The sequence below is a fragment of the Georgenia sp. H159 genome (assembly GCF_035607575.1).
Classification (GTDB): domain Bacteria; phylum Actinomycetota; class Actinomycetes; order Actinomycetales; family Actinomycetaceae; genus Oceanitalea.
In genome coordinates this window covers 285,751-310,951 of the sequence record NZ_JAYDZY010000006.1, presented here as the reverse complement: position 1 = coordinate 310,951, position 25,201 = coordinate 285,751, and the positions used below count along the sequence as shown (strand labels likewise).

At 72.4% G+C, this 25,201-nt stretch carries 28 protein-coding genes and 3 tRNA genes; 18 read left to right on the top strand and 13 right to left on the bottom strand.

Annotated elements, in window-relative coordinates:
• The first annotated feature begins 1 nt into the window (after position 1).
• Complete coding sequence (locus VR894_RS09690; protein ID WP_324651175.1) at positions 2 to 904, top strand: sugar ABC transporter permease; 903 nt, start codon at positions 2 to 4, stop codon at positions 902 to 904.
• A gap of 50 nt (positions 905 to 954) precedes the next feature.
• On the opposite strand, the gene VR894_RS09685 is transcribed toward VR894_RS09690, so the two are convergent.
• Both VR894_RS09685 and VR894_RS09680 read right to left on the bottom strand, forming a co-directional pair.
• Entirely contained in the window at positions 955 to 2,148 is a 1,194-nt protein-coding gene (locus VR894_RS09685; RefSeq protein WP_324651174.1) for a hypothetical protein, read from the bottom strand.
• A gap of 16 nt (positions 2,149 to 2,164) precedes the next feature.
• The gene (locus VR894_RS09680; RefSeq protein ID WP_324651173.1) at positions 2,165 to 2,755 is read right to left on the bottom strand and encodes a GNAT family protein; all 591 of its coding nucleotides are present in this window, start codon (positions 2,753 to 2,755) and stop codon (positions 2,165 to 2,167) included.
• 116 nt (positions 2,756 to 2,871) lie between these two features.
• Here VR894_RS09680 and VR894_RS09675 point away from each other — a divergent pair, with 116 nt between their 5' ends.
• The 7 genes from VR894_RS09675 (at position 2,872) to VR894_RS09645 (ending at position 8,470) form a co-directional block, all read left to right on the top strand.
• Positions 2,872 to 3,243, top strand: a complete 372-nt coding sequence (locus VR894_RS09675; RefSeq protein WP_324651172.1) for a rhodanese-like domain-containing protein — start codon at positions 2,872 to 2,874, stop codon at positions 3,241 to 3,243.
• On the top strand, positions 3,240 to 4,973 hold the full coding sequence (locus tag VR894_RS09670; RefSeq protein WP_324651171.1) for an FAD-dependent oxidoreductase: 1,734 nt from the start codon (positions 3,240 to 3,242) through the stop codon (positions 4,971 to 4,973). The genes VR894_RS09675 and VR894_RS09670 overlap by 4 nt, the downstream gene beginning before the upstream one ends.
• A gap of 133 nt (positions 4,974 to 5,106) precedes the next feature.
• Positions 5,107 to 5,934 (top strand): hypothetical protein, encoded by an 828-nt coding sequence (locus tag VR894_RS09665; RefSeq protein WP_324651170.1) that lies wholly within the window; start codon positions 5,107 to 5,109, stop codon positions 5,932 to 5,934.
• A gap of 78 nt (positions 5,935 to 6,012) precedes the next feature.
• Complete coding sequence (locus VR894_RS09660) at positions 6,013 to 6,390, top strand: thioredoxin family protein (protein WP_324651169.1); 378 nt, start codon at positions 6,013 to 6,015, stop codon at positions 6,388 to 6,390.
• A 31-nt stretch (positions 6,391 to 6,421) separates the two neighbouring features.
• A complete protein-coding gene (locus VR894_RS09655; RefSeq protein WP_324651168.1) occupies positions 6,422 to 6,817 on the top strand; it encodes a DUF302 domain-containing protein in 396 nt (131 codons plus the stop codon).
• Between the two features lie 83 nt (positions 6,818 to 6,900).
• Positions 6,901 to 7,143 carry a metal-sensitive transcriptional regulator gene (locus VR894_RS09650; protein WP_324651406.1) on the top strand — a complete coding sequence of 81 codons (243 nt, stop codon included), beginning with the start codon at positions 6,901 to 6,903 and terminating at the stop codon, positions 7,141 to 7,143.
• Between the two features lie 76 nt (positions 7,144 to 7,219).
• Entirely contained in the window at positions 7,220 to 8,470 is a 1,251-nt protein-coding gene (locus VR894_RS09645; RefSeq protein ID WP_324651404.1) for a deoxyguanosinetriphosphate triphosphohydrolase, read from the top strand.
• An 11-nt stretch (positions 8,471 to 8,481) separates the two neighbouring features.
• On the opposite strand, the gene VR894_RS09640 is transcribed toward VR894_RS09645, so the two are convergent.
• Positions 8,482 to 9,018, bottom strand: coding sequence for a hypothetical protein (locus VR894_RS09640; protein WP_324651167.1), 537 nt, complete (start codon positions 9,016 to 9,018; stop codon positions 8,482 to 8,484).
• Positions 9,019 to 9,180: 162 nt separating this feature from the next.
• Between VR894_RS09640 and dnaG the strand changes: the two genes are divergently transcribed.
• Positions 9,181 to 11,208, top strand: a complete 2,028-nt coding sequence (gene dnaG / locus VR894_RS09635) for a DNA primase (RefSeq protein WP_324651166.1) — start codon at positions 9,181 to 9,183, stop codon at positions 11,206 to 11,208.
• Positions 11,209 to 11,220: 12 nt separating this feature from the next.
• Here the strand turns inward: dnaG and VR894_RS09630 are convergent, their stop codons facing one another.
• Positions 11,221 to 11,994 carry an endonuclease/exonuclease/phosphatase family protein gene (locus VR894_RS09630; protein ID WP_324651165.1) on the bottom strand — a complete coding sequence of 258 codons (774 nt, stop codon included), beginning with the start codon at positions 11,992 to 11,994 and terminating at the stop codon, positions 11,221 to 11,223.
• A gap of 58 nt (positions 11,995 to 12,052) precedes the next feature.
• On the opposite strand from VR894_RS09630, the gene VR894_RS09625 reads away from it, so the two are divergent.
• Positions 12,053 to 12,619, top strand: coding sequence for a hypothetical protein (locus VR894_RS09625; RefSeq protein WP_324651164.1), 567 nt, complete (start codon positions 12,053 to 12,055; stop codon positions 12,617 to 12,619).
• A gap of 2 nt (positions 12,620 to 12,621) precedes the next feature.
• Here VR894_RS09625 and VR894_RS09620 read toward each other — a convergent pair whose 3' ends face one another.
• The 4 genes from VR894_RS09620 to VR894_RS09605 all read right to left on the bottom strand — a co-directional run bounded on the left by VR894_RS09620 (position 12,622) and on the right by VR894_RS09605 (position 13,795).
• A complete protein-coding gene (locus VR894_RS09620; protein WP_324651163.1) occupies positions 12,622 to 12,783 on the bottom strand; it encodes a hypothetical protein in 162 nt (53 codons plus the stop codon).
• Between the two features lie 279 nt (positions 12,784 to 13,062).
• On the bottom strand, positions 13,063 to 13,227 hold the full coding sequence (locus VR894_RS09615; RefSeq protein WP_324651162.1) for a hypothetical protein: 165 nt from the start codon (positions 13,225 to 13,227) through the stop codon (positions 13,063 to 13,065).
• 106 nt (positions 13,228 to 13,333) lie between these two features.
• Positions 13,334 to 13,483: a hypothetical protein gene (locus tag VR894_RS09610; protein ID WP_324651161.1), complete on the bottom strand. Its 150-nt coding sequence runs from the start codon at positions 13,481 to 13,483 to the stop codon at positions 13,334 to 13,336.
• A 238-nt stretch (positions 13,484 to 13,721) separates the two neighbouring features.
• A tRNA-Ile gene (locus VR894_RS09605) sits at positions 13,722 to 13,795 on the bottom strand.
• Positions 13,796 to 13,858: 63 nt separating this feature from the next.
• Between VR894_RS09605 and VR894_RS09600 the strand changes: the two genes are divergently transcribed.
• From VR894_RS09600 to VR894_RS09585, 4 genes are all read left to right on the top strand, one after another.
• On the top strand, positions 13,859 to 14,362 hold the full coding sequence (locus VR894_RS09600; RefSeq protein ID WP_324651160.1) for a hypothetical protein: 504 nt from the start codon (positions 13,859 to 13,861) through the stop codon (positions 14,360 to 14,362).
• A gap of 85 nt (positions 14,363 to 14,447) precedes the next feature.
• Positions 14,448 to 14,520: transfer RNA gene (locus tag VR894_RS09595), tRNA-Asn, on the top strand.
• Between the two features lie 151 nt (positions 14,521 to 14,671).
• Positions 14,672 to 15,526, top strand: coding sequence for an aldo/keto reductase (locus tag VR894_RS09590; RefSeq protein WP_324651159.1), 855 nt, complete (start codon positions 14,672 to 14,674; stop codon positions 15,524 to 15,526).
• Positions 15,527 to 15,612: 86 nt separating this feature from the next.
• Positions 15,613 to 15,684, top strand: a tRNA-Asn gene (locus VR894_RS09585).
• A 53-nt stretch (positions 15,685 to 15,737) separates the two neighbouring features.
• On the opposite strand, the gene VR894_RS09580 is transcribed toward VR894_RS09585, so the two are convergent.
• Positions 15,738 to 16,238, bottom strand: coding sequence for a sugar-binding protein (locus tag VR894_RS09580; RefSeq protein ID WP_324651158.1), 501 nt, complete (start codon positions 16,236 to 16,238; stop codon positions 15,738 to 15,740).
• A 190-nt stretch (positions 16,239 to 16,428) separates the two neighbouring features.
• Here VR894_RS09580 and VR894_RS09575 point away from each other — a divergent pair, with 190 nt between their 5' ends.
• From VR894_RS09575 to VR894_RS09560, 4 genes are all read left to right on the top strand, one after another.
• Positions 16,429 to 18,081 (top strand): FAD-binding dehydrogenase, encoded by a 1,653-nt coding sequence (locus VR894_RS09575; RefSeq protein ID WP_324651157.1) that lies wholly within the window; start codon positions 16,429 to 16,431, stop codon positions 18,079 to 18,081.
• 150 nt (positions 18,082 to 18,231) lie between these two features.
• On the top strand, positions 18,232 to 18,720 hold the full coding sequence (gene def / locus VR894_RS09570) for a peptide deformylase (protein WP_324651156.1): 489 nt from the start codon (positions 18,232 to 18,234) through the stop codon (positions 18,718 to 18,720).
• A gap of 341 nt (positions 18,721 to 19,061) precedes the next feature.
• The gene (locus VR894_RS09565; protein ID WP_324651155.1) at positions 19,062 to 20,492 is read left to right on the top strand and encodes a dicarboxylate/amino acid:cation symporter; all 1,431 of its coding nucleotides are present in this window, start codon (positions 19,062 to 19,064) and stop codon (positions 20,490 to 20,492) included.
• Between the two features lie 156 nt (positions 20,493 to 20,648).
• Positions 20,649 to 21,149, top strand: a complete 501-nt coding sequence (locus VR894_RS09560) for a DUF3145 domain-containing protein (RefSeq protein WP_324651154.1) — start codon at positions 20,649 to 20,651, stop codon at positions 21,147 to 21,149.
• 417 nt (positions 21,150 to 21,566) lie between these two features.
• Here VR894_RS09560 and fabF read toward each other — a convergent pair whose 3' ends face one another.
• The 4 genes from fabF to VR894_RS09540 all read right to left on the bottom strand — a co-directional run bounded on the left by fabF (position 21,567) and on the right by VR894_RS09540 (position 25,132).
• The gene (gene fabF, locus VR894_RS09555; RefSeq protein WP_324651153.1) at positions 21,567 to 22,808 is read right to left on the bottom strand and encodes a beta-ketoacyl-ACP synthase II; all 1,242 of its coding nucleotides are present in this window, start codon (positions 22,806 to 22,808) and stop codon (positions 21,567 to 21,569) included.
• A gap of 61 nt (positions 22,809 to 22,869) precedes the next feature.
• Positions 22,870 to 23,121 (bottom strand): acyl carrier protein, encoded by a 252-nt coding sequence (locus tag VR894_RS09550; protein ID WP_324651152.1) that lies wholly within the window; start codon positions 23,119 to 23,121, stop codon positions 22,870 to 22,872.
• Positions 23,122 to 23,201: 80 nt separating this feature from the next.
• Positions 23,202 to 24,209, bottom strand: coding sequence for a beta-ketoacyl-ACP synthase III (locus tag VR894_RS09545; protein WP_324651151.1), 1,008 nt, complete (start codon positions 24,207 to 24,209; stop codon positions 23,202 to 23,204).
• Positions 24,206 to 25,132, bottom strand: coding sequence for an ACP S-malonyltransferase (locus tag VR894_RS09540; RefSeq protein WP_324651150.1), 927 nt, complete (start codon positions 25,130 to 25,132; stop codon positions 24,206 to 24,208). The genes VR894_RS09545 and VR894_RS09540 overlap by 4 nt, the downstream gene beginning before the upstream one ends.
• Positions 25,133 to 25,201: the final 69 nt, after the last annotated feature.

Sequence of the window (25,201 nt, the reverse complement as noted above, 5' to 3'; positions counted from 1 at the left end):
CATGGCGACCACGACAGTCCCCGCGCAGCGCGGTCCCGACGTCCAGCAGAACCGCCCCAGCCGCAAGCGGTGGTGGGGTGAGGTGGGCTGGCGCTACGTCGTCGCCGCCGTCGCGATCGTCTACGCCGTCTGGCCGATCGTCTACATCCTCTCCGCGTCGCTGGCCGAACGGGGCACGCTCACCGGGTCCAACCGGCTCTTCGGGGAGATCAGCCCGAACAACTACGCGAGCCTCGCGGACACCTACTTCTGGACCTGGCTCGGCAACACCCTGTTCATCGCGACGACGACGGCGGTCGGCACCGTGCTCATGGGCGCGGCGGCCGCGTACGCCTTCTCGCGTTTCCGCTTCCGCGGCCGGCGCACCGGGCTCATCGCGCTGCTCATCGTCCAGATGTTCCCGCAGCTGCTCGCGTTCGTCGCGATCTTCCTGCTGCTGCTGGTCCTCGGCGACGTCTGGCCCGTGCTGGGCCTGAACTCCCAGGTGGCGCTCATCATGGTCTACCTCGGTGGGGCGCTGGGCGTGAACACGTTCCTCATGTACGGCTTCTTCAACACCGTGCCGAAGGAGCTGGACGAGGCCGCCAAGATCGACGGTGCCAGCCACGCGCAGATCTACTGGACGATCATCCTGCGGCTCGTCGTGCCGATCCTGGCGGTGGTCGCGCTGCTCTCGTTCATCTCGACGTTCTCCGACTTCCTGCTGGCCAAGCTGATCCTCCAGTCGGAGTCCCAGTGGACGCTGGGCGTGGGTCTGTACGGGTGGGTCTCGGACCAGCTGTCGGCGAACTGGGGTCTGTTCACCGCCGGCGCGATGATCGGCGCGATCCCGATCGTGGCGATCTTCCTGTTCCTCCAGCGCTACATCGTCTCCGGCCTCACCGCCGGTTCCGTCAAGGGCTGAGCGCCGGCCACCCGCTCCCTGTCGTCGCCGAGCGCGGGACTGTTGCGCGGTCAGCGGCGCGCGCGGGGGTCGCGCTCGCGCGCCTGGGGCTCCAGCCAGAGCCACGCCGTCGTGCTCGGGGGCAGGACCGGCGTTCCGCCGGACCCGGACGTGAGCGGACCCGAGGCCAGCAGGAGCTCCCGGTCGGAGGGGAGGGGGACGCCGTCGTCGCCGAGGTTCGCGATGACGAGCATCTCGCCGCTGAGGAAGGCGAGGACGGTCTCGGGCACGGGGCCGCCGCCCATGTCCTCCACCCAGGCGAGCGCGGCGAGCCCGAGCCGGTGGTCGGTGCGGAGCCGTAGCGCGGCACGGACGGTCTCGAAGTGCGAGCCGCTGACCCCGCGCTGCTCCTCGAGCAGCGCGGTGGCGCGCGCGGTGCGCTCCAGGTCGGCGCCGGGGCTCGTCTTGACCGGCAGCCCGAGCTCGATGCCCTGCCGCAGGTAGACCGCCCCGGGCATGGCGAGCACGACGAGCGCGCTGGCCAGCGCGAGATCGGGGGAGCCCGCCTCCAGGACGTCGGGAACGAGCCACGCCCCGGTGGTCCCCAGGGCGTCCCGGATGCGCAGGCTCTCGGTGACCGAGTCGATGAGCTGCGCCGGGCGGTCAAGGTGGAGGAGGTCCGCGTCGACGAGGTGGTGCAGCCAGTCCTCGTGGAGCATCTCCGCGGCGCGGGACTGCACGGCCGGGCTCAGCCGGCTGGAGAGGATCGGGTCCTCGAAGCGGGCGTGCTCGGCGAGCAGGGCGTGCAGCTCGCGGTACCGGGCGTGGGACACGGGCTCGGTCTCGGTGACCGGCCCGAGGTCCAGGCCGTCGGCTCCGCGGCTCAGCCAGTAGCGGGCGCACGCCTCCTGGCGCGGGTCGTGCGGGTCGATACGCAGCACGACCCGCAGCCCGGTACGGCGTGCCCGGGTCAGCACGTCGCCGACCCCGGTGATGACGTCCTCGCCCGCCTCGCTCGGCAGTGGCGGGCAGCCGATCCGGACCGCCTGGACGCCGAGGCGGGAGACGGCGCGCAGCTGCCGGGCGCGGGTGGCGACGTCCTCCATGGTGGAGACGGCGCCCAGCAGCGGTGGTTCGTTGACGTACACGACGGCGGAGCGCCACCACTCCTGGGTGCCGCGCAGAGCCCGGTGGACCAGGCGGGTGGTCACCGTCCCTACCGGTGGCGCGGCCTCCGTGGGCGCGCTGGGTGTGGGATCGGACATGGCGACCATTGTGGCACTACGACCGGCCGGGCGAACGCCGATGACCGAGCCACTCCGGGCGCAGCACGGACATGATGACCTGGTCGACGCGGGCGTCGTCGAAGCGCAGCGCCTCGCGCTCGCGACCCTCGACGACGAAGCCCGCCTTCTCGTAGACGCGCAGGGCCCGCGGGTTGAAGGCGTAGACACCCAGGGCGATGCGGTGCAGGGGCAGGTGCGTGAACGCGTGGTCGAGGAGCAGGCGGGTCGCCTCGGTCCCCAGGCCGCGGTCGCGGCCGCGCGGGCCGATGAGGATGCGGAAGTTGCAGGACTCGTTGCCCGGGTCCCAGTCGTTGAGGACCACCTCGCCCACCCAGGTGCCGGTCGTGTTGTCGACGACCATGAGGTCGAGCCGGTCCTCGCGGGTCGCCAGGCTCGTGTACCACCGGCGGATGGTCTGCTCGTCGTGCCGGGGGAGGTCCCTCGAGCTGTGCGCGCTGCCGGTGAGACGGACGACCTCCGGGTCAGTCAGCGCCTCGAGCACGTGCGGAAGGTCCTCGTCCAGGTAGGGGCGCAGCGTCGTCAGCGGCCCGGCGAGGACGGGCTTGTGTGCCCACGGTGCATCCATGGAGTGACTGTGCGGGCGTCGCCGGTGTTTTTCAACCCCGCCGCGCGACCTCCTCCTGCGGCCGCGTGAGCACCGTCACGGCGACAGCCTATACCCCCAGGGGTATAGTTGGAGGCATGACGACACCATCACTCGCAGACCGGCTGCGCGCCCTGTTCGGCCGCCGCCGCGACGGCAGCACCCTCGGTTCCTCCGTCAGCGCCGCTCGCGCGGTCGAGCTCGTCCGCGACGGGGCCGCCCTCGTCGACGTCCGGGAGAGCCACGAGTGGAAGGCCGGGCACGCCCCCCAGGCGATCCACGTCCCGCTCGGGAAGCTCGACACCGCGCCCCGGCGACTGTCGGCGACCACGCCTGTCCTCGTCGTGTGCGCGAGCGGGATGCGCTCCCGCACGGGCGCGAAGAAGCTGCGCGACGCAGGCTTCGACGCCGCCAGCATCTCCGGCGGGATGACCGCGTGGGAGCAGTCCGGAGGGGCGGTGCGCCGATGAGCGCCGACCTCACGTCGAACGACCGCCCGCGCAGGCGCATCGTCATCGTGGGTGGGGTCGCAGGCGGCATGAGCGCCGCTGCGCGTACCCGGCGCCTGGACGAGCACGCCGAGATCGTCGTCCTCGAGCAGGGTGACTACGTGAGCTTCGCCAACTGCGGCCTTCCCTACCACCTGTCCGGCGAGATCGGCTCCCGGGAGGACCTGCTCCTGCACACCCCGGCCTCGCTCGCCCGGACCCTCAACCTGGACGTCCGCACCGGGCACCGGGTGACCGCGATCGACCGCGCCCGCCGTGAGGTGAGCGTCGTCAGTGCCGGCTCGACCGACCGGCTGGGGTACGACGCCCTCCTCCTGGCACCGGGCGCCGTCGCCGTCCGCCCGCCCATCGACGGGCTCGACCACCCGGTCGTCCACTCCCTGCGCACCATCCCCGACCTGGACACCGTCCAGGAGGCGGTCGCCAGGCTGCTCGAGCGCTGGGAGCCGGGTTTCGACGCCCCGCAGGCTGTCGTCGTCGGTGCCGGTTTCATCGGCCTCGAGGCCGTCGAGGCGCTGGCGGCCCGTGGGCTGCGCGTCCACCTCGTCGAGCTCGCGGACCACCTCCTGCCCCCGCTGGACGCCGAGCTCGCCCCACTGCTCGCCGAGGAGCTCACCTCCCACGGTGTCGACCTGCACCTCGGCGTCTCCGCGCAGGCGGTCACCGACTCGCAGGACGGGACGACGACGGTCACGCTCTCCGACGGGACCGTCGTGCCGGCCGACCTCGTCATCGTCAACGTCGGGGTCCGCCCCGCCGGCACGCTCGCCGAGCAGGCGGGCCTGGAGCTCAGCCCCCGCGGGGCGATCCGGGTCGACGGCGACCAGCGCACGTCCGACCCGTACATCTGGGCCGTCGGTGACGCCGTCGAGGTCCGCCAGGCCGTCACCGGCGCCCTCGGTACGGTCCCGCTCGCCGGTCCCGCCAACCGTCAGGGCCGGCGTGCCGCCGACTCGATCTGCGGCCACCGCACGACCCCGCAGCAGGAGGTGCTCGGGACGGCCATCGTCCGGGTCTTCGGGCTGACCGCGGCGGTCACGGGAGCGAACCAGGCCGCCCTGCGCTCCGCGGGCATCGATCACGAGGTCGTCCACCTCCACCCCGGCCACCACGCCGGGTACTTCCCCGGGGCCGAGCAGGTCCACCTCGTCGCGAGCTTCGCCCCGGACGGACGCCTGCTCGGTGCGCAGGCCGTGGGCCGCGCGGGTGTGGACAAGCGGATCGACGTCCTCGCCACCGCCCTGCGCGCCGGGATGACCGCCGACGACCTCGCCGAGCTCGAGCTCGCCTACGCCCCGCCCTACGGCTCGGCGAAGGACCCCGTGAACATGCTCGGCTTCGTCGCCCAGAACGTCCTGGACGGCACGATGCCGCAGTGGCAGGCCACCGACCTCGACGAGGTGCGCGCCGAGTCACTCGTGCTCGACGTCCGCTCGGCCGACGAGTACGGCAACGGCCATCTCGACGGCGCCCTCCACGTCCCGCACACCGAGCTGCGGCAGCGCCTCGACGAGGTGCGGTCCGCCGCGGACGGCCGCCCGGTCGCCGTGCACTGCGCCAGCGGTGTCCGGTCCTACCTGGCCACCCGCATCCTGCGCGGTGAGGGGATCGACGCCCGCAACCTCTCCGGGGGCTGGCTCACCCTCCTCGCCGTGCGACCCGACGTCCTGCTCTCACCCGCCACCGTCTGACCGACACCATCCCAAGGAGAACACCCATGTGCAGTCCCATTCGTTGCGCCACCTGCGGCAATGTCACCTGGACCGGCTGCGGCATGCACGTCGACGAGGTCATGGCCGACGTGGATCCGTCGGCGCGGTGCACGTGCCGCTGACCCTCTCGCAGGCCGTGGAGGCGAGGCGGGACGAGGCGCTCGCCCAGCTCTCCACGGCCACCGGCGACGCGTCGCTGTGCGCAGTCTCGCGGAGCGGCACGCCACGGCCCGCGATGAAGTACCACGAGGGCGCCGTCGCGGCCCTCACCGACGTGCGCCGTCGGCTGGGGGAGTCTGCCGAGCCGGCCGACGCCGCGGTCGGCCGCGTCCGTGAGCGCTGGGAGGCGCGCCGCGACCAGGCTGCGGTGTCGGCGTCGCCGACCTGGCAGGCGTACCTCGACGGCGCGGTCGACGCGCTCGACGGCCTGCCCCGCGCACCGGAACCCGAGGGAGCGGGCCCCGCGGCTGCCGCACCCACGAGTGCCGACGCCCTCAGCGACGTCGAGCGGCTCACCCGCGTCCCGGGTCCCGACCGGCCGCTACCGGCGAACCTCGCGCTCTCCAGCGCACGCCCCCACCGCCACTGGTCGCGTCGCCGGACGGCGGTGACGGTCGTGCTCGCGCCCGTCCTCCTCCTCCTGCTCGTCACCGAGGGTGGGGGCTGGGACCCGCCGCGTGCTCCGCCGTGGACCTTCCTCGTCGCGGCCACGGCCACCGGCGCGGCGGCGATCCTCGCGACCTACCTGCATGCACCCGGCGGCTGCCGGGGGAGCCGCGGTGGACTCACGCCGTGCGCCGTCGTCCCCGTGATGACGGTCCTGGCCGCCGGGTGGCTCCTCGGCGCGGAGCCGCACGCGGTGCCCTCGGCGCTCGCGGCGCTCGCCGCCGTGACGTTCGGCCTGGCCCAGCGACTGACCGGCGCGGCCTGCAGCGCCTGAGCCACGCCCCGAAATATCTGCCGCGCTTTGCTGTTGTCATACCCGTAGGGGTATTCTTCCCACTCTTGGAGGCACCACATGACCACCGTCAACCTCACCGCCGGCACCTTCGTCGACACCATCCGTCAGGACGGGATCGTCCTCGTCGACTGGTGGGCGTCCTGGTGCGGTCCCTGCCGCATGTTCGCCCCGGTCTACGAGAAGGCTGCCGGGGCGCACGAGGACATCGTCTTCGCCAAGGTCGACACCGAGGCCGAGCAGGGTCTCTCCGGCCAGGCCGGCATCACGTCCATCCCCACGCTCATGGCCTTCCGGGACGGCATCCTCGTGTTCTCCCAGCCCGGCGCGCTCCCCGCCCCGGCGCTCGAGGAGGTCATCACCGCCGTCCACAGCCTCGACATGGACAAGGTCCGCGAGGAGCTGGCCGCGCAGGAGACCCAGCGCGAGAGCGCCTGACCCCACCCCACCACCGCGAACTGGAGACGACATGAGCTACGGCATCAGCACGACCGTCAAGATGGCGTTCGACGAGACCGTCACGGCGCTGCGTCAGGCGCTGTCCGAGCAGGGCTTCGGCATCCTCACCGAGATCGACATGGCCGCCACCCTGAAGAACAAGCTCGACGTCGACATCCCGCCGCAGGTCATCCTGGGCGCCTGCAACCCGCCGCTGGCGCACCGTGCGCTCCAGGAGGAGGAGTCGATCGGCCTGCTCCTGCCGTGCAACGTCGTCGTCCGGTCAGCCGGGGAGACGAGCACGGTGGTCGAGGCACTCGACCCGCAGATCATGGTCGGGGTCACCGACAACGACGGGCTGCGCCCGGTGGCCGACGACGCCACCGGCCGCCTGCGCGCCGCACTGGCCGCCCTGGACGCGGCATGACCGCGGACGGGCCGGTGCTCAGCGGACCGGCTCCGGCGACCGGCCAGGCCGAGGCCCGTGGCTTCGAGCTGGACCCGCAGGAGATGGGCAAGGTCGTCAACCGCCTCAAGCGTGCGCAGGGTCAGCTGGCCGGCGTCGTGCGCATGCTCGAGGAGGGCAGGGACTGCGAGGACGTCGTCATGCAGCTCTCGGCCGTCTCCAAGGCGCTCGACCGGGCCGGCTTCGCGATCATCGCCTCGGGCATGAGGCAGTGCCTCGTCGAGTCGAAGGGCGAGGAGACCGTGGACGTTCAGAAGCTGCAGAAGCTCTTCCTGTCCCTCGCCTGAGCCACACCGCCGTCTCCCGGGCGTCGTCCGGGGCCGGGTCGCAGCCCAGTAGGCTCGGACCGTGGCCCTTGAAGAGATGGAGCGTGCCCCGTACGGCGCCGCGGACCGTGAGCGCTGGTGGCAGGAGGAGCCGAAGAACCCCAACCGCACCGCCTTCGAGCGGGACCGGGCGCGGGTGGTGCACTCCTCGGCACTACGCCGGCTGGGTGCCAAGACGCAGGTCCTCGGGCCCTCCAGCGACGACTTCGTCCGCACCCGCCTGACGCACTCCCTCGAGGTGGCGCAGGTGGGGCGGGAGCTGGGCAAGGCGCTGGGCTGCGACCCGGACGTCGTCGACACCGCCTGCCTCGCGCACGACCTCGGACACCCGCCGTTCGGTCACAACGGCGAGCGCGCCCTGGACGACGCGGCCGCGGACATCGGCGGGTTCGAGGGCAACGCCCAGACGCTGCGCCTGCTCACCCGGCTCGAGCCCAAGGCGTTCACCGACGACGGCAGCCCGGTCGGTCTCAACCTCACCCGGGCCAGCCTCGACGCCGCGACGAAGTACCCGTGGACGGTGGCCGAGGCGCCGAAGAAGCCCGGTGGTCGCCCCTCGCGCAAGTTCGGCGTCTACGCCGACGACCTGCCCGTGTTCACCTGGATGCGGGCAGGCGCCCCGGACAGGCGGCTGTCCATCGAGGGGCAGGTGATGGACCTGGCCGACGACATCTCCTACTCGGTGCACGACGTCGAGGACGCCGTCGTCGGCAACCGGCTCGACCTCGCCCTGCTGCGGCGCGCGGACCAGCAGGACGCCGTCGTCGCCCAGACCCGGCAGTGGTACAACCCGCCCGTGCCCGACGACCTCCTGGGCGCCGCACTGGACCGGCTCGTCACGCTGCCGGTGTGGCTGGAGTCCTGGAGCGAGAGCCGGCGCGACCGCGCGGCACTCAAGGACATGACCAGCCAGCTCATCGGCCGCTTCTCCAACGCTGCGCACGACGCGACCCGGGAGCGGTTCGGGGACGGCCCGCTCACCCGGTACGACGCGAACCTCGTCGTCCCGGACGACACCCTCGCCGAGATCGTCGTGCTCAAGGGCGTCACTGCCCACTACGTCATGGCGCCCCGGGAGCACGAGCCGCTCTACCTCCAGCAGCGCGCCATGCTCACCCGGATCGCCGAGGCGCTCGTCGCCGCAGGGCCGGCCGAGCTCGAGCCGACCTTCGTGGCCGACTGGCACGACGCGGACGACGACGGCGCCCGCCTGCGCGTCGTCATCGACCAGGTCGCCTCGCTCACCGACCACAGCGCCTACGCCTGGCACCGGCGGCTCTGCGGCTGACGGGCCGCCGGCTAGCGACGGCGCAGCAGACCGGCCACCGGCCGCTGCTGCTCCCCCTGCTGCGCCGAGAGCACGAGGAGCACCCCGGTCAGCGCCGGTGTGACCCACTGGAAGGTACGGAGCCGGCGCTGTGCCCGCTTGAGCTTGGTCGACGCACCGGCGCGTGGCTCGGTCACCCCGTGCGTGCCCTCGTCGGCGAGCTTGGCGACCTTGCGGCCGAGCAGCCCGCTGTAGGCGGTGCTGAGGACGGCCACACCCGTGACGACGGTCTTGACCGCGGTGTTGGTCTGGGTCTCGGGCTGCTTCTTGAGACGGGCCTCGTTGCCGGCGATGAGGCCGAGCCCGCCGTAGACGTGGGCGGCGATCGCGGCGGCGTTCAACGGCGCCCACCGGGCCCAGCCCGCGGACGACAGCGTCAGTCGCTCGCGCGGGTTGTCGGCTTCCGCGGCGGCGCCGTTGAGGCCGACCGCTCCCATGAGGGAGCCACCGAACCACGCGGCCAGACCGAGGTCGTGCAGGCTGCGGACAACCGTGTTGCGTTGAGACATCACATGCTCCTTGCTCGGGCTTGAGGGGACCCGAGTGTCTCGCGGCCCCGGAGTCCGCGCGCGGCGGGCGGCGGTCCTCCACCGGCGGTGGCGGTGCGGTGACGGAGCGTGCCCGTCGTGCGCGCGCCCCGCCGGCGGCTCGCGACGACCTAGACTCTGAGCGTGGCGGGACTGATCAAGCGGGAGGACATCGCAACCGTTCGTGAGCGCGCCCGGATCGAGGAGATCGTCGGCGCCCACGTGACCTTGCGGCAGGCCGGCGTCGGCTCGATGAAGGGGCTGTGCCCCTTCCACGACGAGCGCACGCCCAGCTTCCACGTCCGTCCCCAGCTCGGCCTGTGGCACTGCTTCGGCTGTGACGAGGGCGGGGACGTCATCTCCTTCGTCCAGCGGATCGACGGCCTGTCCTTCGCCGAGGCGGTGGAGTACCTCGCCGGCCGCACCGGGATCCAGCTGCGCTACGAGGACGGTGGCGGCGCCGCCCGCCCCGGCGGGGAGCACGGCAGGCGCCAGCGGCTCATCGACGCGCACCGCGTCGCCGAGGAGTTCTTCCGCGAGCAGCTGCTCACCCCGCCGGCGCAGGTCGGGCGGCGCTTCCTCGCCGAGCGCAGCTTCGACGAGCAGGCCGCCGCCACCTTCGGTGTCGGCTTCGCCCCCCAGGGCTGGGACGGCCTGCTTCGCCATTTGCGCGGCCGTGGCTTCACCGAGCCCGAGCTCATCGCCTCCGGGCTCGTCAGCCAGGGCAACCGCGGCATCTACGACCGCTTCCGGGGACGTCTCGTGTGGCCCATCCGCGACGTCACCGGCGACACCATCGGTTTCGGCGCCCGCAAGCTCAGCGACGACGACCAGGGCCCGAAGTACCTCAACACCCCCGAGACCCAGATCTACAAGAAGTCCACCGTCCTGTACGGGCTCGACCTCGCCAAGCGGGCGATCGCCAGGGAGAAGCGCGTCGTCGTCGTCGAGGGCTACACCGACGTCATGGCGGCGCACCTGTCGGGCGTCGGGACGGCGATCGCCACGTGCGGGACGGCCTTCGGACCGGACCACGTGCGGGTGGTCCGCCGGCTGCTGGGGGAGAGCGGCGACGCGGCGTCCGGGCTCATGCTCGCCTCCGGTGCCACCCGCGGGGGCGAGGTCATCTTCACCTTCGACGGTGACGCCGCGGGCCAGAAGGCCGCCCTCCGCGCGTTCGGCGAGGACCAGAAGTTCGCCTCGCAGACCTTCGTCGCCGTGGAGCCCAGCGGGATGGACCCCTGCGACCTGCGCCAGCAGCGGGGCGAGGCCGCGGTCCGCGAGCTCGTCGACCGCCGGGAGCCGTTGTTCGCCTTCACCATCCGCTCGGTGCTGCGGCAGATGAACCTCGACACCGCCGAGGGACGGGTCGCCGGCCTGCGGGCCGCCGCGCCGGTGGTCGCCGGGATCCGGGACCGCGCTCTCCGCGCGGAGTACGCCCGCGAGCTGGCCGGCTGGCTCGGGATGGACGAGCAGTCCGTCCGGCAGGCCGTCGCGGGAGCCGGACGCAGCGGCGGCGGTGGTCAGGGCGGCGTCGCGGGGCCGGGTCGTCCCGAGCAGGGTGGTCCGCAGCGGGGCCAGTACGGCACCGGGGCACCGCGTGGCGACGACGGCGCACGGTCGGCCGCGCCCGCCCGGCCCGCGGCCCGGCCGGGGCGGGAGGACCCCGTGGCACGGTTGGAGCGTCAGGTGCTCGAGGTGGTGCTCCAGCTCCCGCACCTCGCCCTGGGAGCCGGCTTCGACGACCTCCCCCCGGACACCTTCACCGTGCCGGCCTACCGCGGGGTCCACGACGCGATCCGTGCCGCGGGCGGCACCCGGGCCTACGGAGCGGAGCTCGACCGGGCCTCGGCGCAGCACGGCCGGGCCGACGGTGAGCGCCACGCCGCGACGTGGTGGACCGAGACGCTCCGCGAGAACGCCGTCGGTCCGGTCGGCGGGGTCATCACCGAGCTCGCGGTGTCCCCGCTGCCGGAGGACCGCCCCGAGGCGCTGGGCAACTACGCCAGGGGAGTGCTCCTCTCGCTCATCCAGATGGGGCTCACCCGCCAGATCGCGGACCTGCGCGGGAAGCTGCAGCGCACCGAGCCCGACGGCGAGGAGGCCGTGCGGATCTTCGCCGAGCTCGTGGCCCTGGAGAACCGCCGTCGGGCCCTGCGCGCCGAGGACTGAGCGCCCACCGGGTCAGCGGTCCCAGCCGCGCTCCACGTCGACGAGGAGCGCCCGGTGGTCGGAGATCCCGGTCGCCACGGAGCGCGCCTCGCCGGTGCTGACGACCGACCCCTCGGCGAGGATGTGGTCGATCTGCCGGTCCGGGTGGGAGATCGGGAAGGTGAGGGCGTCGGCCAGGGACCGCCAGCCGGTGAGTACCGTGGGCCGCGAACCGATCATGTTGAGGTCACCCATGAGCACGGCCGGCCGGGGCAGCTCGGCGATGGCGTCGACGATCCTCTGCAGCTGCACCGGGCTCCAGTCGGGGATGAAGGTGAGGTGGGTGGAGACGGCCGTGAGCGGGCCGTCGGGGGTCTCGACGACGGCGGCGACGGCGACGCGCGGCTCGTCGATGACCATCGTCGGCTCCTCGGAGTCGGAGAAGGAGACGGGCACGGGCCCGTGCATGGCCTCCAGCGGGATGACGGTCCAGGAGCTCACCGGCCAGCGGCTCAGGAGCGCGACGCCGTACCCGGCGGTGCCCGGCTGGAGCTCACCCGTGGCGGCGGACCACGTGTCGGGCAGCCCGGCGAGCGTCGCTGCGAAGCGGTGCTCCGGCGCCCCCATCGCCTCGGCAGCGATGCGCGTGAGGTCGGCGCCGTGCGACCGCGGCTGGTCCCGGTCCACCTCCTGGAGGGCGAGGATGTCGGCGTCGAGGGTGGCGACGGCGCGTGCGTACCGGTGGAGGTCCACCTCGTCGTCGGTGAGGGAGCGGCCGTGAAGAATGTTGAAGGTCGCCAGGCGCATGACCTCGATTGTGGCCTCTCGCGGTGCATTCGCGCACACCGTCGTGTAAACCCGAGGCATGGCAGAAGACGAACGCGAGGCCCTCCAGGACGGCCTTCGCATGGCGGCCGCGGCCCTCACCGAGGCCGAGATCCCCTTCGCGCTGTGCGGCAGCTACGCGGCCTGGGTGCGCGGTGCTCCCGAGCCGGAGCACGACGCCGACTTCGTCATCAAGGAGGAGCACATCGAGCAGGCGCGCGAGGCGATCGCCGGCGCCGGGCTCGACGTCCACGAGCCCGCGGAGAACTGGCTGTTCAAGGCCTACCACAAGGGCCAGCTCGTCGACGTGCTCTACCGGATGTGCGGGGAGCCGGTGGGGGACGACCTGTTCGAGCGCGCCGACCTCCTCGAGGTGCTGGCGGTGCGGATGCCGGTGCTCAGCGCCACCGACGTGCTCTCCTCCAAGCTGCGCACGCTGGGGGAGCACTACTGCGACTTCGGGAAACTGTTGCCGCTCACCCGCGCCCTGCGCGAGCAGATCGACTGGCAGCGGGTGCAGGACGAGGTGTCCTACAGCCCCTACGCGCGGGCGTTCCTCAAGCTCATCGAGGACCTGCAGATCGTCGAGCCGGTCCGGACGGCGTGAGTCTAGAGGCACTCCTCCGGGTCCTCGGACGACTCGATGACCGCCCGCAGGCGCGCCTGGCTGATCTCGTAGTCCGCCGCGAGGGTTGCACGCCAGGAGTGCCGGTTCGTCCGCCATCCCCTGCTCGCGTCCAGCGCAGCCTCGGCGGCCAGGTCGATGGTCATGGTGTCCGCCCTCGTCTGGGGTTACGGCACCGCCCGATGCCGATCGACAGCAGTCTCCAACACCGGCGGCCGGCACCGCGTCCCCCGTGACGAGGAGTGCCCTCCCTCGTGCGACGTGGCGTCCCTGGTGCCGAAGGAGGAGGCGGTGTCCTCGGCGGAGAGCGCCTTGCCGCTCGGTCACGCGTGCCCAGGTGCGGCGCGTACCCACGGCCGACGTCGCCGCCGAGCGGATCCAGTCGCATCGCCGCGCGTTGGAGAGTGCGCCGCGCACACGAGCTGCTAGAGGTACTCCAGGGGTGCCTCGGACGAGTCGATGACCGCCTGGAGTCGCGCCTGGCTGATCTCATGGTCCGCGGCGAGCTCGTCGCGCCACGAGTGCCGGAGTGTTGTCGGCCATCCTCTGGCTGCGTCGAGCGCAGCCTCGATGCCACGTTCTACTCCCATGGGTCCGCCCTCCGCATGGTGTTCGTCGGCACCGCCCGATGCCGACAGGTCGCTAGTTTCCAGCAGGAGGCACCGCGAAGCAACTCCTTGCCAGAAGCCAGGTCGGCTAGACGTACTCCTCGGGCTCTGCCGAGCCGTCGATCGCGACGCGGAGGCGTGCCTGCTGGAGCTCGTAGCTCGCCGTCAACGTGTCACGCCACGACCGGGCGCGGCTGATGTCCGCTGCCAGTGCCGGGCTGTACGTCGTGGTCTCCATGGTCTGCCTTCCTGCTGGGCGCCGGCGCCGCCGCCCGCGGAGCCGATCAACACCAGTCCCCAACATAGCCTCCACCAGGGCGACTTTTCGGCCACAGGTCAACACTTCACCCGTCCGCAGGACCCCGTCTGGTCCTAAAGTCGTAGCCGACGCCAGGCAGGCCTCGCTGTGTGGCTGCGCTGACCGCTGTCGCCCGCGCTGGCCATGCCGAACCCGCGCAGTGTTCCGGGAAGGCCGGTGCCCCAGGTGGGGCTTGAACCCACGACCGACGGATTATGAGTCCGCTGCTCTGACCGGCTGAGCTACTGGGGCGTGGTGCGACGGGCTCGCCGCACGGCCACGCAATCCTAGCCGGGCCTCGGATACGGTGAGGACGTGCCCATCTTCCGCCGCGCTGCCCGCCTGCCCGACGCCGTCGCCGCCCACCTGCCCCCCGGCGACAAGGCGCTCGCGTTCGCCCCGCTGAGCGGCGGCTCGTGGGCCGTCGTCGCGCGGGACGCGCTGCTGCTCGTCGGCGAGGACGGGCTCGGGCAGCGCAGCGCCTGGGATGAGGTCGAGAACGGCGCCTGGGACGGCGACACCGGCACGTTCACCATCACCTGGGCCGACCGCGAGCGGCCCGACCAGCCGCTCGTCCTCGACTCCGACGACGTCGCGGTCTTCACCTCCGCGCTCCGTGAGCGGGTCCAGGCCTCGGTCGTGCACCACGAGACGATCACCGTGGACGGCACCCGGGTGCGGGCGACGGTGCGGCGGCGGGAGGACGGCAGCCTCTACTCCCAGCTCACGGCCTTCGGTCCGCTGCGCCGGAGCGAGGACGTCGAGCGCGAGCTCGACGAGCTGGAGCGGCGCGTCCGCGAGGCCGTCGGCATCGGCTGAGCCAGGTGCGGCCGAACTCACAGTCGGTCCGGGCTGCGGCGACTCCCGGTCGCCACCCCGGCTTTGTTACAGTCGACCGGCACGATCCCGCGTAGCTCAATTGGCAGAGCATCCGACTGTTAATCGGACGGTTACTGGTTCGAGTCCAGTCGCGGGAGCCGCCAGGCCCGGAACCGACACGGTTCCGGGCCTTCGTGCGTCCCCGGACCCGGCTGCGCTCGCGCCCGGCTGCCTCGGCGCGCACCATGGCTGAGCCGCCGGAACGACGACCTCGCCCCGGCGGACACGACACCCACGGGAGGCACACGCATGGCACAGATCCCCACCGTCACGCTCAACACCGGCACGACGATGCCCATCCTCGGCTTCGGCGTCTTCCAGGTGCCGCCGGAGGAGACCGAGAAGGTCGTCACCGACGCGCTCGCTGCCGGGTACCGCCACCTCGACACGGCGGCCGGATACCGCAACGAGGACGCCGTCGGGCGCGCGATCGCCGCCAGCGGCATCCCTCGTGAGGAGCTCTACATCACGACCAAGCTGTGGAACCACGACGGCGGCGAGGAGGGCACCCGCCGCGCCTTCGCGACCTCGCTGGAGAAGCTCGGTCTCGACTACCTCGACCTCTACCTCATCCACCAGCCCTTCGGTGACTACTACTCCTTCTGGCGCGCGATGTCCGAGCTGCACCGGGAGGGCACCGCTCGCGCGATCGGCGTCTCGAACTTCTTCCCCGACCGCCTCGTCGACCTCGTCCAGCACACCGACGTCGTCCCGGCCGTCAACCAGATCGAGACCCACCCCTTCTACCAGCGGACCACCGACCAGGAGGTCATGGCCGGTCTGGGCGTGCAGCTCGAGTCCTGGGGGCCGCTCGCCGAGGGCAAGAACGACATCTTCAGCAACCCGGTCCTCACCTCGATCGGGGAGGCGCACGGCAAGACGGTCGCCCAGGTGACCCTGCGCTGGCTGGTCCAGCGCGACGTCGTCGTCATCCCCAAGTCCGTGCGCCCGGAGCGGATGGCGGAGAACATCGACATCCTCGACTTCGAGCTGAGCCAGGAGGAGATGGGACGGATCGCCGAGCTCGAGACCGGCCGCTCCGTCGCGCTGGACCACCACGACCCAGAGGTCGCCAGGAAGCTGGGCGGCGTCCGGCTCGGCTGAGGGAACGGTCGGCGGGCCGCTCCGCCGTCGTCGCTCCGGCGACGGCGGAGCGACGCCCCGCCCCTGGTAGCATCGTGCCCGCGCAATCCCGCGTAGCTCAACGGCAGAGCATCCGACTGTTAATCGGACGGTTGCTGGTTCGAATCCAGCCGCGGGAGCAGAGAGGGCCCCGTCAGGCGTTTGCCTGACGGGGCCCTTCCTCACTCAGCGCTCAGCCGGTGGTGAGGTGCCGGCGGGCGACGAGCCCACCGCCGCCCGCCACCAGGAGCAGCGCGACGAACAGGGCGGTGAGCTCCGCACCCGTCACCGGGAGACCCCCACGGCCCGGACCGTCCGGTCCGCCTGCGGCCGGCGGCGTGGCGCCGTCGGTCGGCCCGTCCGTCGGGGCCGGGGTCGGCGGCTCCGTCGGCTCCTCGGTGGGCTCCGTCGTCGGCTCCTCGGCAGCGGCCACGAGCTGGCCCACGCCCCACCGCTCGGTGCTCTGGTAGCCGAGCACGGTCGGGTTGGCCCAGTTGCGGATGGAGGTGCGGGTCGCGACGCCGTCGACGGTGCTTGCGTCGTTCACCTGGAAGTCCAGGCCGTGGAACGTCCCGAGGCCCCCCTCCTCGAGGAGGCTAATGGCCGCCTCGACGACGTAGCCGTCCTCGGTCACGGACGTCACGCTCTCCACCCGGTTGGCCTGGAACGCCTCGTCGCCGGTGCCGAAGGACACGTACAGGGGTCGGACTATATGAGTTCGACAACGTTGTCGATATCGGGGTCGTTCCGGTCGGTCGTGCGCGATCTCGAAGAGCGACCATGAAGCCTCACGGGCAGCAAGCTCCCGGTGCCTCCGCGTGTCGGTGCGGCCCGCTAGCCTGGCTCGCGACGGTGAGGGAGCCGTCAGGCGGAGAGGAGAACGCATGGATGCGGACGTCATCGTCGTCGGGGCCGGACTGGCCGGTCTCGTCGCCACCGCCGAGCTCGCCGGTGCCGGGCGCCGGGTGGTGCTCGTGGACCAGGAGCCGCTGCAGAACCTCGGCGGGCAGGCGTACTGGTCCTTCGGTGGACTCTTCCTCGTCGACTCACCCGAGCAGCGCCGCATGGGCGTGCGGGACGACCGGGAGCTCGCGTGGCAGGACTGGGCGGGCACAGCGGGCTTCGACCGGCCGCGGGAGGACCTGTGGCCCGAGCGTTGGGCGCGGGCCTACGTCGACTTCGCCGCGGGGGAGAAGCGCGCCTGGCTGTACTCGCTCGGGGTGCGCTTCTTCCCGGTGGTCGGCTGGGCGGAGCGCGGCGGCACGCTCGCCACCGGCCCGGGGAACTCCGTGCCGCGCTTCCACATCGTGTGGGGGACCGGACCGGGGCTCGTGGCACCCTTCGCCCGTCAGGTGCGCGCCGCCGTCGACGACGGTCGGGTGACCCTCGCCCCGCGCCACCGCGTCACCCGGCTCACCATGAGCGGCGGTGCCGTCGACGGCGTCGCGGGGCAGGTCCTCGCGCCGGACGGCTCCCCCCGCGGGGTGGCCACCAGCCGAGACGTCGTCGGTGACTTCGAGCTGCACGCCCAGGCCGTCGTCGTCACCTCCGGTGGCATCGGCGGGAACGAGGAGCTCGTCCGTCGCTGGTGGCCCGAGTCCCTCGGCGTCCCGCCGCAGCGCATGCTCACCGGCGTGCCGGCCTACGTCGACGGCTCCATGCTCGAGGTGGCCGGCGAGGCCGGTGCGAGCCTGGTCAACCGGGACCGCATGTGGCACTACACCGAGGGCATCGAGAACTACGACTCGATCTGGCCCGGCCACGGCATCCGGATCCTTCCCGGGCCGTCGTCGCTGTGGCTCGACGCAGCGGGCCGACGGCTGCCCGCGCCGCTGTTCCCCGGCTTCGACACCCTGGCCACGCTGCGTCACCTGCGCACCACCGGGCACGACCACAGCTGGTTCGTCCTGACCCAGCGCATCATCGAGAAGGAGTTCGCACTCTCCGGCAGCGAGCAGAACCCCGACCTCACCGGCAAGGACGTGCGGCGACTGCTCGAGCGCCTGAAGTCCGGAGCCCCGGGCCCGGTCGCCGCGTTCATGCATCGCGGACCGGACTTCGTCGTCGCAGACTCCCTCGAGGAACTCGTGGCGGGGATGAACCGGATCGCGCCCGAGGCGCCACTCGACCGCGACGTCGTCGCCCGGGAGGTCCACGCCCGGGACCGGGAGCTGGGGAACGAGTTCACCAAGGACTCCCAGGTGACGGCGCTGCGTCAGGCGCGGGCCTACCGCGGGGACCGCCTCATCCGGGTCGCGTCCCCGCACCGCCTGCTGGACCCCGCGGCCGGGCCGCTCGTCGCGGTCAAGCTGCACGTCCTCACCCGCAAGACCCTCGGCGGCATCGAGACCGACCTCGACGCCCGGGTCCTGCGGCCCGACGGCGCGCCCCTGCCCGGGCTCTTCGCCGCGGGGGAGGCCGCCGGGTTCGGCGGTGGCGGCATGCACGGCTACCGCTCGCTCGAGGGCACCTTCCTCGGCGGGTGCCTGTTCTCCGGCCGCCAGGCGGGACGAGGGGCGATCGCCGCGACGGCGTGAGGAGCCGGCCCGGGACGGGAGGCGACCACGGGCCACCTGGCCGCGCTGCAGGAGCTGGCCACCGCCGTCGTCGTCGACCGGCGCCCGACGTAGCCGGCACCACTCGCGGCAGGTTCGGAGCACGCTGCCCGGCGTGGGAAACTGGTGCCCATGGCTATGCGAGAGATCCGCGTCGTCGGCGACCCCGTCCTGCGCACCCCGTGCGAACCGGTCACGGACATCGACGACCGCGTCAGGTCGCTGGTGGAGGACCTTCTCGAGACCGTCGACCACGAGGGCCGGGCGGGCCTCGCGGCCAACCAGATCGGCGTGAGCCTGCGGGCGTTCTCGTGGAACATCGAGGAGGACATCGGCTACGTCCTCAACCCGCGCCTCGTCGAGGTCTCCGAGGAGGAGTACCAGGACGGCGACGAGGGCTGCCTGTCCGTCCCCGGGCTGTGGTTCCCCACCGAGCGTGCCTGGTACGCCCGGGTCGAGGGGATCGACCTGGACGGCAAGAAGGTCGTCGTCGAGGGGGAGGAGCTCATGGCCCGCTGCCTGCAGCACGAGGTCGACCACCTCGACGGCATGCTCTACATCGACCGTCTGGAGCGCGCGCAGCGCAAGAAGGCCATGCGGGCCATCCGGGAGATGATCTGAGTCTCATCGCGCGCCACCACCGGCAGTCGTCGTCTATGGTGGCTGCTGGTCCGACCCTCGGACCCTCACCTCGGGGAGGGTGTGTGCTCAACGCCTGGAATCTCACTGCGCGCTACGACTGCGACCTGCGTCGGCAGGCCAGCGCGCTGTGTTGTCGCCACTGAGCACCTGCGGGACGGCTCGCACCTGAGCTGAGCCACGGACGTTCCGGCACCGCCGCCGGCCTGCCTTGCCTTGCCCTGCTGCCGACCTTCGGCTGCCCGGGCGTCCTCGTCCCGCGCCGTGACGCGCCCGCCTGCGCGCGTCCCCCTCGTCACTCCCGCGTACCCGGAAAGGCAGCCATGTCCACGACCTCAGCTCCCGCTCGACGGCGGTTGCGTGCCCCGTCCTTCACCGCCCAGATCCTCCTCGCGCTCGTCGTCGGCGTCCTGCTCGGCTGGTGGGCGCTCGCCATCGGCGAGACGCCGTCCGGCGAGCCCAACGGCCTCGCCGTCGCCCTCGACACCATCGGCTCGGCGTTCGTCAGCCTGCTGCGGGCCACCGTGCCGCCGCTGGTCTTCACCGCGATCGTCGCCTCGATCGCCAACCTGCGCGGTGTCGCGAACGCCGCCCGCCTCGCCGGCCAGACGCTGGTGTGGTTCGCGATCACCGCGGCCGCCTCGGTGGTCATCGGGATCGGCCTCGGCCTCGTCATGCGGCCGGGCGTCAACACCACCGTCGGCGCCGACGCCGCAGCAGAGCCGGGCCGCACCGGAAGCTGGCTCGACTTCCTCGGCGGCCTCGTGCCCGCGAACTTCCTCGGCCTGCAGACGTCCGCGTCGCTCAACCAGGACGGCGGCGAGATCACCGGGGTCAGCAGCTCGCTGAGCTTCAACGTGCTGCAGATCCTGGTCATGGCGCTCGTCGTCGGCATCGCCGCGCTCAAGGTCGGCGACAAGGCCGAGCCGTTCCTCTCGGTCAACCGCTCCCTGCTCGCGATCATCCAGAAGGTGCTGTGGTGGATCATCCGCCTCGCCCCGCTCGGCACGCTCGGGCTCATCGGCCGGGCGATCGCCACCTACGGGTGGGACGCCCTGACGCCGCTCGGCACCTTCGCCGGTGCCGTCTACATCGGCCTGGCGCTCGTGCTCGTCCTCGTCTACCCCGTGGTGCTCAAGACCAACGGGCTGTCGGTGCTGCGGTTCTACCGGGGCGCGTGGCCGGCGATCCAGCTCGGCTTCGTCTCCCGCTCCTCCATCGGCACCCTGCCCCTGACGCAGCGGGTCGTCGAGCGCAACCTCGGCGTGCCGTCGTCCTACGCCTCCTTCGCCGTGCCGCTGGGCTCGACGACCAAGATGGACGGCTGCGCCTCGATCTACCCGGCGCTCGCCGCGATCTTCGTCGCCCAGTTCTTCGGCCTCGAGCTGGCGGTCACCGACTACCTGCTCATCGCGTTCGTGTCCGTCGTGGGTTCCGCGGCGACGGCGGGCCTCACCGGCGCACTCGTCATGCTCACGCTGACGCTGTCGACGCTCGGTCTGCCCCTCGAGGGTGTGGGACTGCTCCTCGCCATCGACCCCATCCTCGACATGGGCCGCACCGCGACCAACGTCGCCGGGCAGGCGCTCGTGCCGACCGTCGTCGCCAAGCGCGAGGGGATCCTCGACGTCGAGCAGTACAACTCGGCCGAGGCGGCCAACCTCTTCACCGACGAGGAGCACGCGACCACTGCTCCTGAGAACGTCAGCGGACGTCCGCAGAGCGCAGCCCAGCCGGAGCCGGTCCGGTCCTGAGCGGGCTCGTTCCACCGCCGGCAGGGCGGCCCGACCTGGGCGTTCCTGCCGGCGGTGTGGCATGATGAGCACCGTTATGCCGTGACCATGCGGTTCGCCTGGTTCAGCTGAGGTCGTAGGGGAAGACGTACCTCAACCGGAACCAGGAGGGTCGACATGAGTGGTGCCAGCACCCGCGGCGTCATTTTCGTGCACTCTGCGCCCAGGGCGCTGTGCCCGCACATCGAGTGGGCGGCAGGCACGGTGCTCGACGGCCGGGTCTCCCTGGAGTGGACGGAGCAGCCCGCCGCGCCCGGGCTCTTCCGCGCCGAGTACTCGTGGGTCGGGCCGGTGGGGACCGGGGCGCGCCTCGCCTCCGCGCTGCGTGGGTGGACCCACCTGCGCTACGAGGTCACCGAGGACCCCGCACCGGGCGTCGACGGTGGGCGCTGGTCGCACACACCCGAGCTTGGGATCTTCCACGCGCAGACCGACGCGCACGGCAACGTCGTCGTCCCCGAGGACCGCATCCGTGCCGCCCTCGAGTTCGCCGCGGACCCCGCCCGGATGCGCCACGAGATGAACCTGGCGCTCGGTCAGGCCTGGGACGACGAGCTCGAACCCTTCCGCTACGCCGGCGCCGGTGCCCCGGTGCGCTGGCTCCACCGCGTCGGCTGAGCCCCCTCCCACCCCACCCCCTCGCCGAGAGCGGACTTGTCGCCGAGAGCGGACTTGTCGCTGAGAGCGGACTTGTCGCCGAGAGCGGACTTCTTGCCGAGAGCTAATTTGCCGTGTCGTGAAACTCCGACCGGTTGCCCTCGACCCGAGGATCTCACCGTCGTCAGCGATGTCCGTCGTCGGCGACAACTTCGTTATGGGCCACAACTCTGCTGTCGGCGACATCTCTGCTGTCGGCGATATCTCCGCTGTCGGCGACAACCCGGCTGTGGGCGACAACCCGGCTGCCGGCAACAACCCGGCCGCCGGCGACAACTCGGCCGTCGGGGACAACCTAGGTGTGTGCGACAACTCGGCCGTCGGCGATAAGTCCGCTGTCGGCGATAAGTCCGCTGTCGGCGGGAGGGGGGGCCGGGGTCAGGCGTTGCGGACGGCGAGGGCGACGTTGTGGCCGCCGAAGCCGAACGCGTTGTTGAGGGCGACCGCGTCCCCGGACCGTAGCTCGCGGGGGGTGTCCCGCACGAGGTCGATGTCCAGGCCCGGGTCCATCTCGGTGACGTTGATGGTCGGCGGCGCGGTGCGCTCGCGCAGGGCGAGCACGGTGAAGATGGTCTCCAGCGCGCCGGCGCCGCCGAGCAGGTGCCCGGTCATCGACTTGGTCGCCGAGATCGTCACGTGGTCGGCCTCGTCGCCCAGCCCGCGGCGGATGGCCGCCGCCTCGATGCCGTCACCCACCGGGGTGGACGTCGCGTGCGCGTTGACGTGGATGACGTCGCGACCGCTCACTCCGGCGTCCTCCAGGGCCAGGCGCATGGCACGCTCCTGCCCGGCACCGCTGGGGTCCGGCGGCGCGATGGCGTAGGCGTCGGACGTCATGCCGACTCCGCAGACCTCGCCGTAGACCCGGGCGCCCCGGGCGGCTGCGTGCTCCGCGCTCTCCAGGACGACGATACCGGCGCCCTCACCCAGGACGAAGCCGTCGCGCGTGACGTCGTAGGGGCGCGAGGCCCCGGCCGGGTCGTCGGTGCGGGTGGACAGCGCCTGCATCTTGGCGAAGGCGGCGATGGGCAGCGGGTGGATGGCGGCCTCGGTGCCACCGGCGACGACGACCTCGGCCCGGCCCGAGCGGATCATGTGCACCCCGTAGGCGATCGCCTCGGCGCCCGAGGCGCAGGCGGACACGGGGGAGTGCGCCCCGGCCCGGGCGCCGACCTCGAGGGAGACGTACCCGGCGGGGGAGTTGGGCATGAGCATGGGGACCGTGAGCGGCATGACGCGCCGCGCGCCGCGCTCCTTGACGGTGTCCCAGGCGTCGAGCAGGGTCCAGACGCCGCCGATCCCGGAGGCGACGACGGCACCCAGGCGCTCGCCGTCGACCTCGGGCGACCCGGCGTCCGCCCAGGCCTCGCGCGTCGCGATGACCGCGTACTGGGCGCTGGGGTCCATCTTGCGGGTCTCGGTGCGCGGCAGGACGTCGGACGCGGGCACCGCGAGCTGGCCGGCGAAGTCGACGGGGATCTCGTAGCGCTCGGCCCAGTCGTTCTCGAGCGTGCGCACCCCGGAGCGGCCGGCGAGGGCACCGGCCCAGGTCGAGGACACGTCGCCGCCGAGCGGCGTGGTCGCTCCGAGACCGGTGATGACGACGGTGGGGGTAGCCATGACTGCTCCTTGAGGGGTGAGGTCGACCGGGGCGGCGCGGCGGCCGCCCCGGTCGAAGGGGTCAGGCCTGCTGGGCGCCCTGGATGAAGGAGACCGCGTCCTGGACGGTTGCGAGGTTGGCGACCTCCTCGTCGGGGATGCGGACCTCGAACTTCTCCTCGGCCAGCGTGACGATGGTCATCATCGACAGGGAGTCGATGTCGAGGTCGTCGGTGAAGGACTTCTCCGGCAGGACGGAGTCGGCGGGCAGGCCGGTCTCCTCGTTGACGATCTCCGCCAGTCCGGCCAGGATCTCCTGCTCGCTGTGTGCCATGCGCGTTGCTCCAATTCGTGTGGGGTTGGTCGAGAACAGTGTGGTCTACGACGTGCTCGCCGCCGCCGGCGACTCGCGCGTCAGGGCAGGGCCACCACCTGGGCGGCGTAGGCGAGCCCGGCGCCGAACCCGATCTGCAGGGCAAGCGCCCCGGACTCCACCGCGCCCTCCCGCTGCAGCCGTTCGGCGGCCAGGGGAATGGAGGCGGCCGAGGTGTTGCCGGTCTCGGCGATGTCCCGGGCGATGACCACGGACTCGGGCAGGCCAAGCTGCTTGGCGAGCTGGTCGATGATCCGCATGTTCGCCTGGTGCGGGATGAACACCTCGATGTCCTCGGGCCGGAGCCCGGCGGCCTCGATCGCGGCGCGGGCCACCTTGGCCATCTCGAAGCTCGCCCACTTGAACACCGTGGGGCCCTTCTGGCGCAGCGTCGGCCACGAGGTGTCGGTGCCGTCGCGGAAGGTGAGCCAGGAGTGGGTCTGGTAGATCGCGTCCGCCTGCCCGCCGTCGGAGCCCCACACGGTGGGGCCGATCCCCGGGGTGTCGGACGGGCCCACGACGGCGGCGCCCGCGCCGTCGCCGAGGATGAAGGAGATCGTGCGGTCGGTCGGGTCGATGAAGTCGGACATGCGCTCCGCCCCGACGACGAGCACGTAGTCAGCGGCTCCGGCCCGGACGAGGGCGTCGGCCTGGGCGATGCCGTAGCAGTAGCCCGCGCAGGCGGCGGAGATGTCGAAGGCCGCCGCGGGTGTCGCGCCGATGCGGTCGGCGATGATCGTGGCCAGCGCCGGCGTCTGCTCCAGGTGGGTCACCGTGGCGACGATGACGGCGCCCAGCTGGGACGCCTCGACCCCCGAGGCCTCCAGCGCCTTGCGCGCGGCTTCCTCGGTCATCGCGGCGATGGTCTGCTCCTCGGTGGCCCGGCGGCGCTCGATGATGCCCGTGCGCTGGCGGATCCACTCGTCGGAGCTGTCGATCGGCCCGACGATGTCGTCGTTGGGGACGGCGAGGTCACCCCGCACTCCACCGATGCCGAGGATCCGGGAGTAGGTGGTCGGCTGCGCCGAGCGCAGGACGGGCCGGGTCACCGGACACCCCCGTGCTCGCGGACGAGCTCCCGTGCGGCGTCGAGCTGGTCGGGGGACTTCAGGGCGAGGGTCTGCACGCCGGGCAGCGTACGTCGGGCGAGCCCCGAAAGGACACCGGCGGGGGCCAGCTCGATGGCGGCGGTGACGCCGAGGTCGAGCATCGTGCGGCAGCACAGGTCCCACCGGACCGGTCGGGCGACCTGGGCGACGATGCGCTCGAGGGCGTCGGTGCCGGTGTGGACCGAGTTGCCGTCGGCGTTGGACAGCAGGGTGGCGCGCGGGTCCGCGGGGGTCAGGGAGCCGGTGGCGGCCCGGACCTCGGCGACGGCGGGGGCCATGTGCTCGGTGTGGAACGCACCGGCCACCTCGAGGGGGATGACGCGGGCCTTGGCCGGCGGTGCCTCGGTGAGGGCGGCGAGCTGCCCGAGCGTCCCGGCGGCGACGACCTGGCCACCGCCGTTGACGTTGGCGGCGGTGAGCCCATTGGCGAGGATCGCGTCCTCCACCTCGTCGGAGTCTCCGCCGACGACGGCGCTCATCCCGGTGGGGGTGACGGCGGCGGCTGCGGCCATGGCCCGTCCGCGGATCCCGACGAGCGTGAGCGCGTCGTGGGCGCTCAGCGTCCCGGCGACGGCGGCTGCGGCCAGCTCACCGACGGAGTGGCCCGCGGTGACGTCGACCGCGGAACCGTCCTCCCCGACGAGGGCCTGGAACGAGAGCAGGGACGCGGCCACGATGAGCGGCTGCGCGTAGCGGGTGTCGCGGATGGTCTCGGCGTCCGCCTCGGTCCCCAGCTGTCGGAGGTCGGCCTGGGCCGCCTCACTGAAGGCGTCGAGCGACTCGGCGAGTCCGGGGAGCTCCAGCCAGGGGCTGAGCATGCCGGGGGACTGGGCGCCCTGACCAGGGCAGAGGATGGCGAGCACGGATTCCACTCTGCCAACAAAGCCGGGCCTGCCCACGGCTACGACGCCTACCAACTCGTTTCACGAGCG